A 15,037-nucleotide genomic window follows, 5' to 3' on the forward strand; every position below is an offset into this window, starting at 1 on the left:
TCAGGCTTCAGGCGGCTGCCGGAACCCAGACGCAATCCGCCGGATTGGCTTCGGCGGGCTTCAGGGCCGGGTTGAACTTGTAGAGCGTCGAGCAATAGGGGCAGACGATCTGGTCTTCATCGCCCATGTCGAGGAACACATGCGGGTGATCGAACGGCGGATTCGCGCCGATGCACATGAATTCATGCGCGCCGATCTCAACGCTTTCGTGGCCGCTGCTGTTCTGGAAATGCGGGACTACGTGATCCGCCATGGCACCTGTCCAAGATTACTGTCCGGGTCAAAAGATGCGCGAACATACCGCCCCCGCGCCGGAAAGTGTAGGGGGCTTGGCGGATTTCCCGTGCGCAGCGGCGGCCTGCAGGTTCCCTGTCCCTGCATAAGGCAGATCAGCCATTCCGGGGGACTTCCAAGCGGCGGATCTTGCGCCTAAGGTATCGGACAAATTGTCTCTGCCTTTAACGTAAACGTCAGGTCCCGCATGCCCGTCTTCAAATCCGATATCGCTGACATTGCCTACATCGATGAGGGGGAGGGCGAGCCGATCCTGCTGATTCACGGCTTTGCCTCGAACAAGTCCGTCAACTGGGTCAATCCGGGCTGGGTGGATCTTCTGGTCAAGGATGGCCGCCGGGTGATCGCCCTCGACAACCGGGGCCACGGCGAGAGCGGCAAGTTCTATGATCCGGCGGACTACGGCGCGCCGATGATGGCCGAGGATGCCCGGCGGCTGCTGGATCATCTCGGCCTCTCCAGTGTTGATGTGATGGGCTATTCCATGGGCGCCCGCATCACCGCCTTTCTGGCGCTCAATCATCCGGACCGGGTGCGCCGGGCAATCTTCGGCGGCATGGGCTACGGCATGATCACCGGCATCGGTGATGGCGAGCCGATTGCCCGGGCGCTGGAAGCCGAAAGCCTGCAGGACATTCCCGATCGCACGGGCCGGGCCTTCCGCGCCTTTGCCGAACAGACCGGCGCCGACAAGCGGGCGCTGGCGGCCTGCATCCGCTCGTCCCGGCAGAAGATTTCCGAAGAGGATGTCGCCCGCATCGCCCGCCCGGTGCTGGTGGCCGTCGGCACCAAGGACGACATTGCCGGATCGCCGCAGGCGCTGGCGGACCTCATTCCGGGGGCAAGGGTGCTGGAGATCCCCAACCGCGATCACATGGTCGCCGTGGGCGACAAGGTCTACAAGCAGGGCGTCCTCGACTTTCTGGCCCAGACCGCATGAGCGCCCCCGCCGCCACCAGCTTTACCGGTGCCGAGGGCAACCGGCTTGCGGTTGACCGTTTCGGCAGCGGGACAGGCCAGCCGGTGCTGCTGCTGCATGGCGGCGGGCAGACGCGCCACGCCTGGGCGGGGGCGGGTGTCCGCCTCGCCAGGGCGGGCTTCACCGCCTACGCCATGGACCAGCGCGGCCATGGGGACAGCGAGTGGGTGGCCTCCGGCGCTTATGATTTTACCGATTTCGGCCGGGATCTCTCCGCCGTGGCAGCACAGGTGACGGAGAGCCACGGCCGGCGGCCGGTGCTGGTCGGTGCATCGCTCGGCGGGCTGGCCGGACTGCTGTCTGAGGGCGCGCAGACGCCGGGGCGGCTCGAAGCCATGGTGCTGGTCGATATCACCCCGCGTGTCGATGCGGGCGGCGTTTCGCGCATTCTCGACTTCATGGCCGAGAAAGTGGACGAGGGCTTTGCCACGGTGGAGGACGCGGCGGATGCCATCGCCGCCTATCTGCCGCACCGCCCGCGCCCGCGCTCGCTGGACGGGCTTGCGAAGAACCTGCGCCTCCATCCCGATGGCCGCTACCGCTGGCATTGGGACCCGGCCTTTATCGCCGCACGCCATGCAGGGGGGGAAGATCTGCGGGCAAAGGTGGAAGCCGAACTCGTCGCGGCCGCAGCCCGCCTGACCCTGCCGGTGCTGCTGGTGCGCGGCGGCCAGTCGGAACTGGTCAGCCAGGAGCATCTCGACGAATTTCGCCAGCTCGTACCCCACGCCCGGCTGGCCGATGTGGCCGGGGCCGGGCACATGGTGGCCGGAGACCGCAATGACGTCTTCACCGGCGCGCTGCTGGAGTTTCTGAAGGATCTGGTGGTGGAGGCCAAAGCCTGAGTCGGATCAGGAGTTTGAGCCGTTTGGCTCAAGTTCTGATTCTGATTCAACTGCGGGCCGAAAGCTGAGTCGTTTCAGGTCTCTGGCCCGTGCGGTTGAGGCGCTGTTCACGTTCCCTTGAAATCCGGAGTCCGCTTTTCGAGGAAGGCGGTTCTTCCCTCTGCGAAATCCGCGCTGTCAAAACAGGCGATGGCAGCGGTTTCCGCCTTGTCATGATCGGGTGCGGAGTGGCCTGCCGGGATGGTCAGTGCCGCCTTGGTGGCGGCATGGGTCAGCGGCGCGTTTTGCGCAATCGTGGCCGCCAGTTTCCGTGCTTCGGCCTCCAGTGCACTGTCTTCCAGAAGCTGGTTGAGAAAGCCCCAGTGCAGGGCCTCACCGGCTTCGATGCGCCGGGCGGTGAAGATCAGTTCCCGTGTCCGCGCCGGGCCGATGAGTGCGGCCACATCCACCAGCGCCGCCGGGGGATAGGCGATGCCGAGCCGGGCGGCGGGGATGCCGAAGCTGCTGCCGTGGCTCGCAAGGCGCAGGTCGCAAGATGCGGCAAGACCGAAGCCGCCGCCGAGGCAATGGCCGCGGATCATGGCAATCACCGGCTTGCGGCAGGTCTTCAGCGCCTCGAAGGCGGCGAGGTTGATGTCCTCATAGGCGCGGGCGGCTTTCGCGTTCTTGCGGGTTTCCTCGAACTCGGAAATGTCCGCCCCGGCGCAGAAGGTCTCGCTGCCCGCACCGCGCAGGATGATGGCGCGCACATCGCGCTCGGCTTCAAGTGCGGACACGGCAGCGGGCAGGGCGCGCCACATCTCCAGCGTCATGGCGTTGCGGCGCTTTTCATTGGCGATCACCAGCCAGCCGGTGCTGCCTTCAATCCGGATCTCAAGTTCCGGCGGGGGAGTGTGCGATTGTCCTGTCACGTGATATCTTCCCTGTCTGGCGCCTTGAGGGGATGGCGTCCGGTGATGAGTTCTTTTCCTTTTGGCCGGGCTTTGTTATGGCTCGCTCCGGCCTATATGAGGACGGCATGACAGGTCCGGCGCTGCAGAGGCTGCGCACAGGGCCTGCGACAGGAGACGCGCCATGGTGAACACCACTTTCAAGACGGCCAAGCCAACCGTGAGCTTGCATGATCCCGTATGGCATCAGCTTCGGGAAGAGGCCGAAAAGATGGTCATCGGCGAACCGGCTCTGTCGTCCTTCGTCTATGAGACCATTCTCAACCATGGGCGCCTTGAGGATGCGGTGATCCACCGGCTTGGCGACAGGCTGGGCCGCGACGTGGTGTCCGCCTCCCTCATCCGCCAGACCTATTCCGAAGCCCTCAGCGACGAGCCGGAACTGGGCGAGATCTTCCGCGTCGACATGATGGCCGTGTTCGACCGCGATCCGGCCTGCGAAAGGCTGCTGGAGCCGCTGCTCTATTTCAAGGGCTTCCATGCGCTGCAGACGCACCGCCTTGCTCACTGGCTGTGGCGGCGCGGGCGCTCCGACTTTGCGCTGTATCTGCAGAGCCGGTCCTCCGAGATCTTCCAGGTGGATATCCATCCGGCGGTTCCTGTCGGCCGGGGCATCTTCATGGATCACGCCACGGGGCTTGTCGTTGGCTCCACGGCCGTCATCGAGGATGATGTCTCGATCCTGCAGGGCGTGACGCTGGGCGGCACCGGCAAGGAGCAGGGCGACCGGCATCCGAAGATCCGCAAGGGCGTGCTCATCGGCGCGGGCGCCAAGATCCTCGGCAATCTTGAAATTGGCCGCTGCTCGCGCATTGCTGCAGGCTCGGTTGTCCTTCAGGACGTGCCTTGCAACACCACCGTCGCCGGGGTTCCGGCGCGGGTCGTGGGGCAGGCGGGATGCGCAGAACCGGCCCGGTCCATGGACCAGCTGCTGGCGGATAAACAGCCTGACGCGTGATCCCCCTGTGGGAAAGCCCATGATTCCGGGGAAAGACGGTTCCGGCGGTTGGCTCACGGCGCTGTTCGTGTAGGTTCCGCACCCGTGAAATACGGGGACCCGAAAGGAGCGAAAGACGTGAAAGCCGACGAAATCAAGAAGCTGGAAGCCTATCTGCAGCGCAAGTTCAACCTGCCGTCCATGAAGGTGAAGGCCCGTCCGAAGAAGGACGATTCCGCCGAGGTTTACATCGGCGACGAGTTCATCGGCGTTGTCTTCCGTGATGACGAGGACGAAGACCTGAGCTGGAGCTTCCAGATGGCCATCCTGGAGATGGACCTTGAGGAAGACGACGAGGATTGATCCGGCAAGCCGCCGCTGGAGCCATGGGCAAGCAGCGCCGGCTGTCCGAACTGATCTGAAAGGGACGTGCCCTGCGCAAAGCTGCAAGGCGCGTCCCTTCTGTTTTCCGGGCTGGCGTTCCCGTCTGGGGGCATCCAGGCCTCAGTGAGGCAAGAAACTCTCGAAAAGTGCGCCCATCTGCCGGTCCAGCCGGCCCCAGCTGCTGAGCAGCTTCATGTCGAAGCGGTAGCTGGCCACGAGATCCGGGGCGAGGCGCATGTCGCGCAGGCAGCTTGCCGGAGCATCTTTCGGTAGTCTGCAGCGGGCGGCAAATCCGGTTTCAAGCCCAGTGCCGTCGTCCTCGTAGAACAGGACGTCTTCGCTGGCGCCCGCCTTGCCGGACATGTCGAGCATGTAGAGACCGGCCTGTCCCACCTGCGGCTTTCCGGCGGCAAGGCGGCGCAGCGTTGTGTCCATCCGCTCCATGACCGTCTCGACCTTGCGGGACGCCATCAGTTCCACGGTGACCGGCAGTTCCGCAGCAGCCCGGTTGCCCCTGTTTCCGTTGGTGCCGGCATAGCCGGTCATGGAGGGCCAGTTGACTTCCAGGGTCAGCCGCTCGTGGAACGAGCCTTCCTTGCGCTGCTCCGGCTTGGGCAGCATGTTCATGGGAACCGTTACCCTGCGGTCGCCAAGCCAGAGCGTGACAAGGCGGGCTTCGTCCGTGCGCAGCTCCATTCGGGTGGAGGCCTGTTCAATCCAGCCGCCAATCATCTTCGCAATATAGGCAAGGGTCAGCAGCACCAGCAGCGTCAGAATCAGGGCGGAATGGAACGGCCGGTAACCTGTTGCCTTGGGTAGGGTGACCGGCATCATGGCCGCCACCTTTCGGCTCTGCGCGCAAAGCAGCCGTCAGCATTTCCGTGCCAAAGCAGGACAGATGTTCCAGAACGGTATGGGCAGACCTGTGATGGTTGCTGCATTCGCTTGGTTTCTGTTCCGTTCGTGACCGCCGGAAACCGGCATGCGGTTTGCACTTCCCCTCCTGTCTCCGTGAGGACAGACTCACGTCCCGATGGTTAACAAGAGGTTAATGCCGTGCTTCTTGAACTGCTGCTTGCCGTTTACATGGGCTGCGCCGGCTTCGTTGCAGCGGGCCTGGTTGGAAGCGCTTATCAACTTGTTACCGACTCGCCACCCAGTTTCCAGATCCCGGCGCACAGTATCGCAGGAATTCTGGGGGTTGTTCTGGTCTGTGTCTTCGCCGGACCCTTCATCATCATGCGCAATGCCATCCGTGGACGGCGGCTGGAAGGGCGCCCGGTCGGCTGGCTGGTGGCCTCCTCCACCATTGCAGGCATGTGGAGCCTGTGCTCTGGTGTCCTCGTAATGCATTTTGCGCTGGGGCTTGCCAACTCGTGGTCGTGATCCCGGTGTGACAGACCGGGAGGAAAACATGACGCTCTACCGCCTTGAGGACCGGACGCCGGAACTTGCTGCTGACGGAGCCTGCTGGGTGGCGCCAACAGCAGTGCTGATCGGTTCGGTGCGGCTGGAGGAGGGGGCGAGCGTCTGGTTCGGCGCGGTGCTGCGCGGTGATAATGAACTGATCCTCGTCGGCAAGAACAGCAATGTCCAGGACGGCTGCGTGCTGCACACGGACATGGGCTATCCTCTGACGATCGGTGAAGGCTGCACCATCGGCCACAAGGCCATCCTGCACGGCTGCACCATCGGCAGCAATTCCCTCATCGGTATGGGCGCGACGGTGCTGAACGGCGCGAAGATCGGCCGCAACTGCATCGTGGGCGCCAATGCGCTGATCCCCGAGGGCAAGGAAATCCCGGACAATTCGCTGGTGGTGGGCATGCCGGGCCGTGTTGCACGGACGCTGGATGCCGCGGCCGAAGAAGGCCTGCGCAAATCGGCCGCAGGCTACGTGCGCAACTGGCAGAGGTTCAAGGCCGGGCTGGCGCCCGTGTGATCCTGCGATGATCTGATGGCTTGCGCCCGTGACTGCTCCCCCGAAAAGTCGGCAGTGTTTGAGCCGGGCTGCCAGCAGGGCCCCAACTCCTCTCCCCCTCAAGGCTACCGGTTTCGCACATCAGGTCCGGACATCGCCCGCAGTGATGCATCTGATCTGTGGCGAGGACTCTCCGCTCCCCTCCCCCTCGTGGGGAGGGGTGAGGGGTGGGGGGCTGAGTCTGCAACTATTTGAAGGATAGATATTTTCCTGATGAGGAATCAGAAGAGCAGCTGTCTGAAATCAATGGGTACTCTGCCAGACGGAAAGGCCTTTCCCCCCACCCCTAACCCCTCCCCACGAGGGGGAGGGGGCTGAAAGACCGTGTCAGAGTGACCAGACTTCAGACTTTCCCCAAGCTGTCTTCGGCTTCAGGCACGATGTGTGAAGCCGGTAGCTCAAGAGGGGAGAGGAGCGCTGCGGCGACGGGCTGAGCCTTCTAATCCGCCAGCCTGTTTCAAACACTACCTGAAAAGGCGGGAGCCGGTCTCGCGGGGGCGGACCGGCTCCCTGAACCCGGCCGTGGTTGGGATGGGGAGGGTGGGGACGCGGCCGGGCTGTTCTGTCGGGCTCCGGGACGTCCCGGAGCGCTTCCGTATGCGGGTCTCAGTTTCCGATGCTGGCCACGGTGGTGACGCGGGTATCGGAAATGCTGGTCCAGGCGGCTGCCGATGTCGTGGCCTGCCGCTTCACGTAGCGGTAGGGCGTCGAGTACCAGGGCAGCACGGCCTCGATCTGGTTGTCGAGGATCAGGTCGCCCTGATCCGTGCGGACCGTCAGGACCGCATGGCCTTCGTTGTTGATGTCCTTCACCACCGTGATCAGCAGCGCGCTTGCGGGCCAGCCGGCCTTCAGCAGACGGCGCTGCTTCTCGATCACATATTCCTCGCAGTCGCCGACGCCATTGTCCGGAAAGGTCCAGTACTCGGGCACGCCGAACTGTTCCATGTCCGTCACGGGACGGATTTCCCGGTTGACGGTGGCATTGACCGAAAGCAGTTCCTCGAAGCGCTCTTCCGAGAGTTTCACGACAACTGGCTTGTCGGTGCGGGCCGCGCAGGCCGCCGGATGTTCCTTGCAGAAGACGAGATGTCCCTGCGGCGCTGCCGCAGCTCCGGCCATGGCCATATAGCGGCCGGGATTGGCGCTTGCTGCTGTGGCATACATGGCTACCGCAAAGGCAGCACATGCGATGATTGGCTTCCAGATCTTTATCTTCATGTCGTCGCCCTCCCCAAGGCTGACGACACCATTGCATCTGCAATTTTATTTGCATCTAAGTCAGGTCATCGCTTTTTCCATGATGTTTATCTGAATTTTACTTGAGTTTTTTCTTTATTTTATTTGATTTTGAATTGAGTTTTATCTTGATTTGAATAAAGTTTTACGGATCTTGCGCAAGTCGGTGATTTCAAACTGGATTTTCAGAAGTCGGGCGGCCGGGGTTGAAGGCTGGCTCACCGGGCACCTGTCCGGTAGCCGTTTCCGCCTCGCGCGGGCGAGGAAAGAAAGCTGAAACCATACGGGGATTTTCTGTGTTGCCAGGCGTATTTGCCCTGCCGAATTCCTTCCCCGGGAGGCGGCCTCACTCTGCGGCAAGGCGGGGGCATGAGCCTTGAGAGGAAGGATTGGTTGAGAGGCCTTCCGCACAAAAAAAATCCCGGCTTTGGGCCGGGATCTCTTTGTGGTGTCATGCTGAAAGGCAATGCCGGTTTCCGTTGACTGCACCGGAAGGCCGATAGGGGCCACGCAGGCGCTATGCTGGCGGAGTGCTGCCGTCCTCCGGATCATCCGGCACCATATGCTGTTCGAGCAGGGCCTGATTCTGGATCACGGCGAATTCCAGGGCGATGCCTTCTTCCAGATGGCGGACAACACGCGCCCGCATCCGGCCAAGGGCGATCTCGGTGCCGATCGGCGGACGTGCCGGGCAGGAGAGCGCAGCGCCGGACAGTGATACGTCGATGATGCGGCAGGTATAGGCGGTGCCATCGGGCAGAACGATCCGGGTGATCGGGTTCTTCGGCACGAAACGCTCGTGGCGCCGGTCTTCCGGCAGGTTCAGCTCGTTGCGGTTGGCCAGCCAGGTCAGCACGCTGGCGATCTTGTCACGCTTGCGCGGCGTGTTGGCAAGCGCCACGGCAAAGCCGCCGTCGATCTCGCGTGTGATCGTTCCTTCCACCCGGCCGATATGGTCCAGATAGGCCACCACCTTTTCGCCCACACGTCCTGCCACAGGCGCAATGAGGGCCATGCCGCCGGGCGACATGTTGACGACCTGACAGGGATATTCCTGCCGGTTTTCCAGCATGAAGCGGCCGAGGACGTTCACCTTCACGCGCTGGTGACGGCGCCGGTCCGTGCCCTTGGCGGGCAGACCGGGCGCGGGCCTGGCAGCTTCTGCTGCTGTCATGGATCTTGTTTCCCTATCTTATGCGGGAGGAATCTTGTTCTCCACGGACACGATAGGCGGGGACTATTAACATTGCGTAAGATCAGCCCAAGACTTTTCAGATCTTGCCGCCGTCATAGACAGTCAGATGCCCGACCCGTCTCGTCCCTTCCATCGACGGCGCGGCAAGATGGGCCTGTCCGCCATTGATGATCTGCGGAACAGCCGTGCGGCGCGGGGCAGGGGTGCCTGTCAGGAAGGACGGGCGCTCATCAGGCCAGATCAGCCGCAGGCTGGAGATGGACTGGTTCAAAATGGGATGCAGGCCCAGCCAGTAGGGACGCTCGAAGCTGGCGCTGGCGCCAAGGATGCGGCTGCGGCCTTCGCCCGGCATGTGCAGGGGGAGAAGCAGCATTTCCATCTTCAGAACCTGATTGCGCTCGGTGTGCCCGTCGACGCCGATAACCGCCGCGGCCGCATCTTCAGTGATGGCGGCCATGACGGAGGCGAGGGCTTCGCGGTCCTCATTTCCCCAGCCGCGCAGGAAATTGCGGCCTTTCAGCTCGCGGCAATGGGTGGAGCAAAGACGGGTTCCTGCGAGGCGGTAGCGGTAGGTGTCCTGATCGACGGCTTCCAGGATGAAGGTGTCGCCGAGCAGACCGCGAATCCGGCCCGGGTCGATCTCCGACCGGTTCGGGGCGGTGCGGGTGCCGCGCAGTTCGTCCCAATACTGATAAAGGGTACGGTTGACGCCATGCTTCATTTTGACCGGTCCTTCTGCCACTTGTGCGCCGCTGCGGCATGCGTGTCCTTATCTGGGACATTTCTCCGCGCCTGCGCTGGTTCTGCCGGTTACAGAGCATTTACTATGCCAAATGCGCCGGTGGGTGAAAAAATCACCGGCTTTCCTAAAGTTTGAACGGATTTTTAAGGTTACCCCAAGCTTGCGCTTGCTCCGGAAATTGCTTTGGCACAGGCTGATTGCAGCCAGGTGCAAGAGATCCGGACGGCCGGACCGGTCACACTGCGGCGCATTTATCCGGGCCTTGCGGCAGGTGCGGGGTCCGGAACAGGTTATGAGGCGCCCGTTGCCGGCAAGGCGGCGGGCGCCTTGTCTTTGTCTTGTCTTTCCGGGGCAGATCCTTAAGTGTCTGGACATGAACCGGGCATCCTCAATGTCCGCAAGTGAAACAGATGTCAGGATTGAACCGGTCAAAATGAACCAGCCCCAGCCGATCGGCCCGTCCAGTGGCCTGCCGCCGCAAGGCCCGCTCCCGCCAAGACAGAAGGCCTTCAACATTCCTGCCGTGGTGGCCGTTCTGGCCGGTCTCATGCTGGTGGTCCACCTGATCCGCACGGAGTTTCTGAGCGCGGATGCCAATTACGAGATTCTGGTGCTGTTCGGCTTCTGGCCCGCCCGTTACAGCGCGGAGCTTTTCGGCGCCGGGCTCGTGCCGGGCGGATATGCGGCGGACGTCTGGTCGTTTCTGACCTATGCCTTCCTTCATGGCAGCTGGGCGCATGTGGGCATGAACATGGCCTGGATGATTGCCTTTGCGCCGCCTTTGGCGGTCCGTCTTGGCACCGTCCGTTTTCTCGCCCTGAGCGCGGTGGCGGCCATCGCCGGCGTTCTGGTGCATCTGGCGCTGCATTTCGGCGAGGCTGTGCCGGTGATTGGCGCCTCCGCCGCCGTGTCCGGGCAGATGGCGGCGGTGTTCCGTTTCGCCTTTCAGCCGGGCGGGCCGATGGCCGGCGGCAACCGCAATGATCCGCGGGCCTATGAGCTGCCGGTTGCGCCCTTGCGCGATGCCCTCTTGAATGCCCGCGTCCGCAATCTCCTGATCCTGTGGTTCGGCATCAACCTGCTGTTCGGCGTGGCGGGCGGGGAGCTTCTCGGGGCCTCCGGGGATATCGCCTGGGAAGCGCATGTGGGCGGCTTTCTGGCCGGGTTTCTCCTGTTTCCCTATTTCGACCCTGTCCGGCGGTTTCGATAATGTGACGTGAAGTGAAGCTCTCCGCCCAATGCAGGATTTGCATCCTCTGCGCTTTTGGGGGCATGATGAACGTCAGGTTACCGCCGGGAGGAACTGGGAGGTAGCCGGTGCCACGTCAGCTATCGGGAGAGCAGCATGACAGTAGCTTCGATTCTCAATACCAAAGGCCGTGACGTGATCACGGCAAGTTCGTCGGCCACGGCCGGCGACATCTGCAAGCTTCTTGCGGAAAAGCGGATTGGCGCGGTGGTGATCACTGATGCGAAGCGGCACATCGAAGGCATCGTTTCGGAACGTGATATCGTGCGTGTCATCGGGGCGGAGGGGCCGGAAGCCCTGAACAAGCCGGTGACGGCCGTCATGACCCGCACCGTGATCAGCGCTTCGGAAGGCGATACGCTCAACAGCATCATGTCCCGGATGACATCCGGCCGCTTCCGCCACATGCCTGTGGTGTCCGGCGGCAAGCTGACCGGCCTCATCTCCATCGGCGACGTGGTCAAGCACCGCATCGCACAGGTGGAAGAGGAAGCCGAGCAGATGCGCAATTACATCGCCATGGCGTAAAGGCCTTGCGTGGCCCCGGCAGGCCTGCCGGGGCTGCGAGTGCCGGCAGGCTGTTTATCTGCCTGCAGGAAACAGGCGCGGATACTCGATCTTGGGGCAGCGGTTCATGATCACCGTCAGCCCGGCCGCTTCCGCCTTGGCGGCTGCTTCCGCGTGCTCGACGCCGATCTGCATCCAGATCACCTTCGGAAGGCTGGCCAGCGCCAGTGCCTCGGTGACGATGCCTGGCACCGCATCGGATGCGCGGAAAATATCCACCATGTCCACCGGCACGGGAATGTCCGTCAGGCTGGCATAAACCGTGCGGCCCAGCAGCTCCTTGCCGGCAAGCCCCGGATTGACCGGATAGACCTCGTAGCCCTGATCAATCAGGAATTCCATCACGTGATGCACCGGCCGGTCTGCATTGGCGCTGGCGCCGATGATGGCGATGGTCTTCGTCTCTTCAAGGATCTGCCGGATCAGGCTGTCGGGATAGGCGGGCGTCATGGTCATTCTCCGGTCCATTCGGGTTTGCGCTTCTGCAGGAAGGCATTGATGCCTTCTTCCGCGTCGCGGGCCATCATGTTCTCCACCATCACCGACGCGGCATAGTCATAGGCCTCGCCCAGCGGCATTTCGAGCTGGCGGTAGAACGCCTCCTTGCCGGTCTTCAGCGTCAGCGGCGACTTGGAGGCGATGACCTCGGCATATTTCTGCACGACCTGTTCCAGATAGTCGCCGGGAACTATGCGGTTAATGAGGCCGAAGGACTTGGCGGTGGAGGCATCGATGCTTTCCCCCGTCAGCAGCATCTCCATGGCCTGTTTGGGGCTGGCATTGCGGCTCACCGCCACCATGGGCGTGGAGCAGAACAGACCGATGTTGACGCCCGGCGTGCAGAAGGTGGCCGTGTCCGTGGCCATCGCCAGATCGCAGGAGGCGACGAGCTGGCAGCCGGCTGCCGTTGCAACGCCCGTCACCACCGCAATCACCGGCTTGGGCAGGCGCACGATCTGCTGCATCAGGTCCGAGCACTGGCGCATGATGGCTTCATAGGTGGCGCGGCCCCGGTCTGCCTCGGCGCGGGCCGCCATCAGCTCTTTCAGGTCATGCCCGGCGCAGAACACCTTGCCCTCGGCGCCCAGCAGGATGACGCGCACCGCCGGGTCAATGGCCGCCAGCTCAAGCTCGGCGGACAGCGCGGTCATCATCGCCCGCGACAGGGCATTCATCTTCTCCGGCTGCTGCAGCACAAGGCGCAGCACGCCATTGTGCAGCAGCTTGCCGATCAGCGGGCGGGTTTCGGCTGCGGCGGTGTCTTCTGTCTTCTGCATTCTGCTTTCCCGGCATGGTCACGATGTGGCCGGAGCATACAGCAGCCGGGCCAGCGGGGAAGCAGGCAAAAGGGGCAGCCAGGTGGCGATGTGTCAGGGATGGGGCAGGGGGAAGCCGTAGCGGGCGCTGAGGGCTTTCAGGATTTCATCCTTGTCATTGATGAACTGCGGCGCGCCGCTTGGGTCCACCGGTTCGCTCGTCAGAACCAGCACCGGCAGGCTCTGGTTTTCAGCGCCGATCAGCTCCGCCACGTCTGTCCGCGGGCGCGGCCAGGCGATGCGGCGCACATCGAGTTTCTGTGCCAGATCAGGAAAGGAGGCGAGGATGCCCTCCATCAGGGCGCAGTGCCAGCAGTAGAACACGTCACCCGGATAGGCCGGGTCCGTGAAGCCGGGACGCAGCAGGAAGAGAATGTCCTTCATGAAAGCTCCTGTGCCTTGCCCGCAGCGGCTGGCGCGGGCCTCCGTCATTTGGCCGATGCCTCTCCCGGTTGGCAAGGGCCGCGTTTCCGGCAAGAGTGACCTTGGAACGGGAAGGGGGACGCGATGCAGCCGGTGATGAGCGTGGACGAGGTGGAGGCGTTTCTGCGGGCCGAGTTTCCGCAGGTCTATCTGGACGGGCCGCTCTACGGGGTGCAGGAGATCGCGCCGGGGCTTGCTGCCCTGCGCTTTACTGCCAGCGAGCGGCACCTGCGGCCCGGCGGCACGGTGTCCGGCCCGGCGATGATGGCGCTGGCTGATCTTGCCGCCTATGTGGTGATCCTTGCCCATATCGGCCCGGTGGCGCTGGCGGTGACGACGAATCTCAACATCAACTTCCTGCGGAAGCCCGCACCCGGTGATCTCATCGCCACCTGCCGGATTCTCAAGCTCGGCCAGCGGCTCGCCGTGGTGGATTGCGCCATTTGCGGGGACGGGGAGGGCGAAATGGCCGCTCACGCCACCGCCACCTACTCGATTCCGCCGCGCCGGCAGGGCTGAAATGGCAAGATTTATACGGTATTCAGCTACCGTTTTTGAAATCATTGATTTGTATGTGTAATTTACGGCATGGTGCAAATGTTTCGCCTTGACGGTTTGCTGGCGAACGCGTATCACCCTGCCCGAACACACGGTGTGCCGTGCGGGATCTGTGTCCTGCCAAGCCGCCGTTCTGGTTTCACCGACGATTCACGGATCAGACACATGAAGACCTTCTCTGCCAAGCCGGCTGAGGTCGAGAAAAAGTGGATCTTGATCGACGCTGAAGGCATGGTCGTAGGCCGTCTGGCTGCCTACATCGCCAGCCATCTGCGTGGCAAGCATCTGCCGACCTTTACTCCGCACGTTGACTGTGGCGACAACATCATTGTCGTCAACGCTGACAAGGTGGTGCTGACGGGCCGCAAGTACGAAAACAAGAAGTACTACTGGCACACCGGCCACCCGGGCGGCATCAAGGAGCGTACTGCACGCGCCATCATCGAAGGCCGTTTCCCCGAGCGCGTGCTCGAGAAGGCTGTCGAGCGCATGATGCCGGGCGGCCCGCTGTCCCGCCGCCAGCTCAAGAACCTCAAGGTTTACGCTGGCCCGACCCACCCGCATGAAGCTCAGACGCCGGTCACCGTCGACGTCAAGAGCCTCAACGAAAAGAACGCGAAGAGGGCTTGAGCATGGCTGAGCTGCAATCCTTGGACCAGCTGAAGGGCGCCGTTTCGGCCGCCGTCGAAGCTCCGGTTCATGTCCAGAAGCTGGACGCCCATGGCCGCGCCTATGCCACCGGCAAGCGCAAGGACGCGATTGCCCGCGTCTGGGTCAAGCCGGGCACCGGCAAGATCACCGTCAACGGCAAGGACTACACGGCATACTTCGCCCGTCCGGTCCTGCAGATGATCCTGCGTCAGCCGATCCTGCTGACCAACCGCGATGGCCAGTATGACATCGTTGCCACCGTCACCGGTGGCGGCCTGTCCGGCCAGGCCGGCGCTCTGCGTCATGGCATCTCCAAGGCCCTGACCCATTACGAGCCGGAACTGCGCGGCATCCTCAAGAAGGAAGGCTTCATCACCCGCGACAGCCGCGTGGTCGAGCGCAAGAAGTACGGCCGCGCCAAGGCCCGCCGTTCCTTCCAGTTCTCCAAGCGCTGATCCCTCAGCTGCTTGTCAGACGAAAAAAGAACCCGCTGGTGCGAGCCGGCGGGTTTTTTTGTTTGGGGGGCAAGCATGCATTCCTCCCGATCGTCATGGCCGGGCTTGTCCCGGCCATCTGCAAGCCGTTGATTTGTAGAGGTCCTCGGCACAAGGCCGGGGATGATGATGGAGAAGCTGGACGTTTGCGAGAAGCCTGATCTGGTGTGAACGGCGGGTTTGCTGGTTTTCTTGGGGCGGTGCCTTTGTACCCCTTACAGCTTTTCCTGAAG

21 protein-coding genes are annotated in these 15,037 nt (G+C 62.9%); 12 read left to right on the forward strand and 9 right to left on the reverse strand.

The features are described 5' to 3' along the window. Positions 1–7: 7 nt before the first annotated feature. The gene (locus tag AC0CMF_RS00900) at positions 8–253 is read right to left on the reverse strand and encodes a zinc-finger domain-containing protein (RefSeq protein WP_050472753.1); all 246 of its coding nucleotides are present in this window, start codon (positions 251–253) and stop codon (positions 8–10) included. Between the two features lie 228 nt (positions 254–481). On the opposite strand from AC0CMF_RS00900, the gene AC0CMF_RS00905 reads away from it, so the two are divergent. Together AC0CMF_RS00905 and AC0CMF_RS00910 are read left to right on the forward strand one after the other, a co-directional pair. After that, entirely contained in the window at positions 482–1,234 is a 753-nt protein-coding gene (locus AC0CMF_RS00905; RefSeq protein ID WP_050472754.1) for an alpha/beta fold hydrolase, read from the forward strand. After that, entirely contained in the window at positions 1,231–2,118 is an 888-nt protein-coding gene (locus AC0CMF_RS00910; protein ID WP_472480762.1) for an alpha/beta fold hydrolase, read from the forward strand. The genes AC0CMF_RS00905 and AC0CMF_RS00910 overlap by 4 nt, the downstream gene beginning before the upstream one ends. Before the next feature lie 107 nt (positions 2,119–2,225). On the opposite strand, the gene AC0CMF_RS00915 is transcribed toward AC0CMF_RS00910, so the two are convergent. Continuing rightward, positions 2,226–3,029: an enoyl-CoA hydratase gene (locus AC0CMF_RS00915; RefSeq protein WP_472480764.1), complete on the reverse strand. Its 804-nt coding sequence runs from the start codon at positions 3,027–3,029 to the stop codon at positions 2,226–2,228. A 163-nt stretch (positions 3,030–3,192) separates the two neighbouring features. On the opposite strand from AC0CMF_RS00915, the gene cysE reads away from it, so the two are divergent. Both cysE and AC0CMF_RS00925 read left to right on the forward strand, forming a co-directional pair. Next, a complete protein-coding gene (gene cysE / locus AC0CMF_RS00920) occupies positions 3,193–4,026 on the forward strand; it encodes a serine O-acetyltransferase (protein ID WP_050472756.1) in 834 nt (277 codons plus the stop codon). Positions 4,027–4,143: 117 nt separating this feature from the next. After that, positions 4,144–4,368, forward strand: a complete 225-nt coding sequence (locus AC0CMF_RS00925) for a DUF3126 family protein (RefSeq protein ID WP_050472757.1) — start codon at positions 4,144–4,146, stop codon at positions 4,366–4,368. A 141-nt stretch (positions 4,369–4,509) separates the two neighbouring features. Here AC0CMF_RS00925 and AC0CMF_RS00930 read toward each other — a convergent pair whose 3' ends face one another. After that, positions 4,510–5,223, reverse strand: a complete 714-nt coding sequence (locus AC0CMF_RS00930) for a hypothetical protein (RefSeq protein WP_472480766.1) — start codon at positions 5,221–5,223, stop codon at positions 4,510–4,512. Here AC0CMF_RS00930 and AC0CMF_RS00935 point away from each other — a divergent pair. From AC0CMF_RS00935 to AC0CMF_RS00945, 3 genes are all read left to right on the forward strand, one after another. After that, positions 5,222–5,356, forward strand: coding sequence for a hypothetical protein (locus tag AC0CMF_RS00935; RefSeq protein ID WP_282097384.1), 135 nt, complete (start codon positions 5,222–5,224; stop codon positions 5,354–5,356). The genes AC0CMF_RS00930 and AC0CMF_RS00935 overlap by 2 nt on opposite strands. Positions 5,357–5,445: 89 nt before the next feature. Then, on the forward strand, positions 5,446–5,775 hold the full coding sequence (locus AC0CMF_RS00940) for a DUF6949 family protein (RefSeq protein WP_082205917.1): 330 nt from the start codon (positions 5,446–5,448) through the stop codon (positions 5,773–5,775). A 28-nt stretch (positions 5,776–5,803) separates the two neighbouring features. Continuing rightward, positions 5,804–6,331 (forward strand): gamma carbonic anhydrase family protein, encoded by a 528-nt coding sequence (locus tag AC0CMF_RS00945; protein WP_050472759.1) that lies wholly within the window; start codon positions 5,804–5,806, stop codon positions 6,329–6,331. A 645-nt stretch (positions 6,332–6,976) separates the two neighbouring features. Here the strand turns inward: AC0CMF_RS00945 and AC0CMF_RS00950 are convergent. The 3 genes from AC0CMF_RS00950 to AC0CMF_RS00960 form a co-directional block, all read right to left on the reverse strand. Then, the gene (locus tag AC0CMF_RS00950) at positions 6,977–7,591 is read right to left on the reverse strand and encodes a transglutaminase-like cysteine peptidase (protein ID WP_472480769.1); all 615 of its coding nucleotides are present in this window, start codon (positions 7,589–7,591) and stop codon (positions 6,977–6,979) included. 535 nt (positions 7,592–8,126) lie between these two features. Continuing rightward, complete coding sequence (locus AC0CMF_RS00955; protein ID WP_058899546.1) at positions 8,127–8,783, reverse strand: PilZ domain-containing protein; 657 nt, start codon at positions 8,781–8,783, stop codon at positions 8,127–8,129. A gap of 97 nt (positions 8,784–8,880) precedes the next feature. After that, positions 8,881–9,525 carry a PAS domain-containing protein gene (locus AC0CMF_RS00960; protein ID WP_050472762.1) on the reverse strand — a complete coding sequence of 215 codons (645 nt, stop codon included), beginning with the start codon at positions 9,523–9,525 and terminating at the stop codon, positions 8,881–8,883. Positions 9,526–9,979: 454 nt separating this feature from the next. Here AC0CMF_RS00960 and AC0CMF_RS00965 point away from each other — a divergent pair, with 454 nt between their 5' ends. Together AC0CMF_RS00965 and AC0CMF_RS00970 are read left to right on the forward strand one after the other, a co-directional pair. Next, positions 9,980–10,756, forward strand: a complete 777-nt coding sequence (locus tag AC0CMF_RS00965; RefSeq protein WP_472480772.1) for a rhomboid family intramembrane serine protease — start codon at positions 9,980–9,982, stop codon at positions 10,754–10,756. A gap of 135 nt (positions 10,757–10,891) precedes the next feature. Then, positions 10,892–11,323, forward strand: coding sequence for a CBS domain-containing protein (locus AC0CMF_RS00970; protein ID WP_050472764.1), 432 nt, complete (start codon positions 10,892–10,894; stop codon positions 11,321–11,323). Between the two features lie 54 nt (positions 11,324–11,377). Here the strand turns inward: AC0CMF_RS00970 and AC0CMF_RS00975 are convergent, their stop codons facing one another. The 3 genes from AC0CMF_RS00975 to AC0CMF_RS00985 all read right to left on the reverse strand — a co-directional run bounded on the left by AC0CMF_RS00975 (position 11,378) and on the right by AC0CMF_RS00985 (position 13,062). Then, positions 11,378–11,818, reverse strand: coding sequence for a CoA-binding protein (locus AC0CMF_RS00975; RefSeq protein ID WP_050472765.1), 441 nt, complete (start codon positions 11,816–11,818; stop codon positions 11,378–11,380). Then, the gene (locus tag AC0CMF_RS00980; protein ID WP_472480775.1) at positions 11,815–12,639 is read right to left on the reverse strand and encodes an enoyl-CoA hydratase; all 825 of its coding nucleotides are present in this window, start codon (positions 12,637–12,639) and stop codon (positions 11,815–11,817) included. The genes AC0CMF_RS00975 and AC0CMF_RS00980 overlap by 4 nt, the downstream gene beginning before the upstream one ends. Before the next feature lie 93 nt (positions 12,640–12,732). Next, on the reverse strand, positions 12,733–13,062 hold the full coding sequence (locus AC0CMF_RS00985) for a DUF3088 domain-containing protein (RefSeq protein WP_472480777.1): 330 nt from the start codon (positions 13,060–13,062) through the stop codon (positions 12,733–12,735). A 123-nt stretch (positions 13,063–13,185) separates the two neighbouring features. Between AC0CMF_RS00985 and AC0CMF_RS00990 the strand changes: the two genes are divergently transcribed. The 3 genes from AC0CMF_RS00990 to rpsI all read left to right on the forward strand — a co-directional run bounded on the left by AC0CMF_RS00990 (position 13,186) and on the right by rpsI (position 14,765). After that, positions 13,186–13,620, forward strand: a complete 435-nt coding sequence (locus tag AC0CMF_RS00990) for a PaaI family thioesterase (protein WP_472480779.1) — start codon at positions 13,186–13,188, stop codon at positions 13,618–13,620. Between the two features lie 204 nt (positions 13,621–13,824). Then, entirely contained in the window at positions 13,825–14,289 is a 465-nt protein-coding gene (rplM, locus tag AC0CMF_RS00995) for a 50S ribosomal protein L13 (RefSeq protein ID WP_019966501.1), read from the forward strand. Between the two features lie 2 nt (positions 14,290–14,291). After that, the gene (rpsI, locus tag AC0CMF_RS01000) at positions 14,292–14,765 is read left to right on the forward strand and encodes a 30S ribosomal protein S9 (RefSeq protein WP_019966502.1); all 474 of its coding nucleotides are present in this window, start codon (positions 14,292–14,294) and stop codon (positions 14,763–14,765) included. Positions 14,766–15,037 lie beyond the last annotated feature (272 nt).

It is taken from the genome of Pannonibacter sp. CBAS1226, assembly GCF_055685825.1.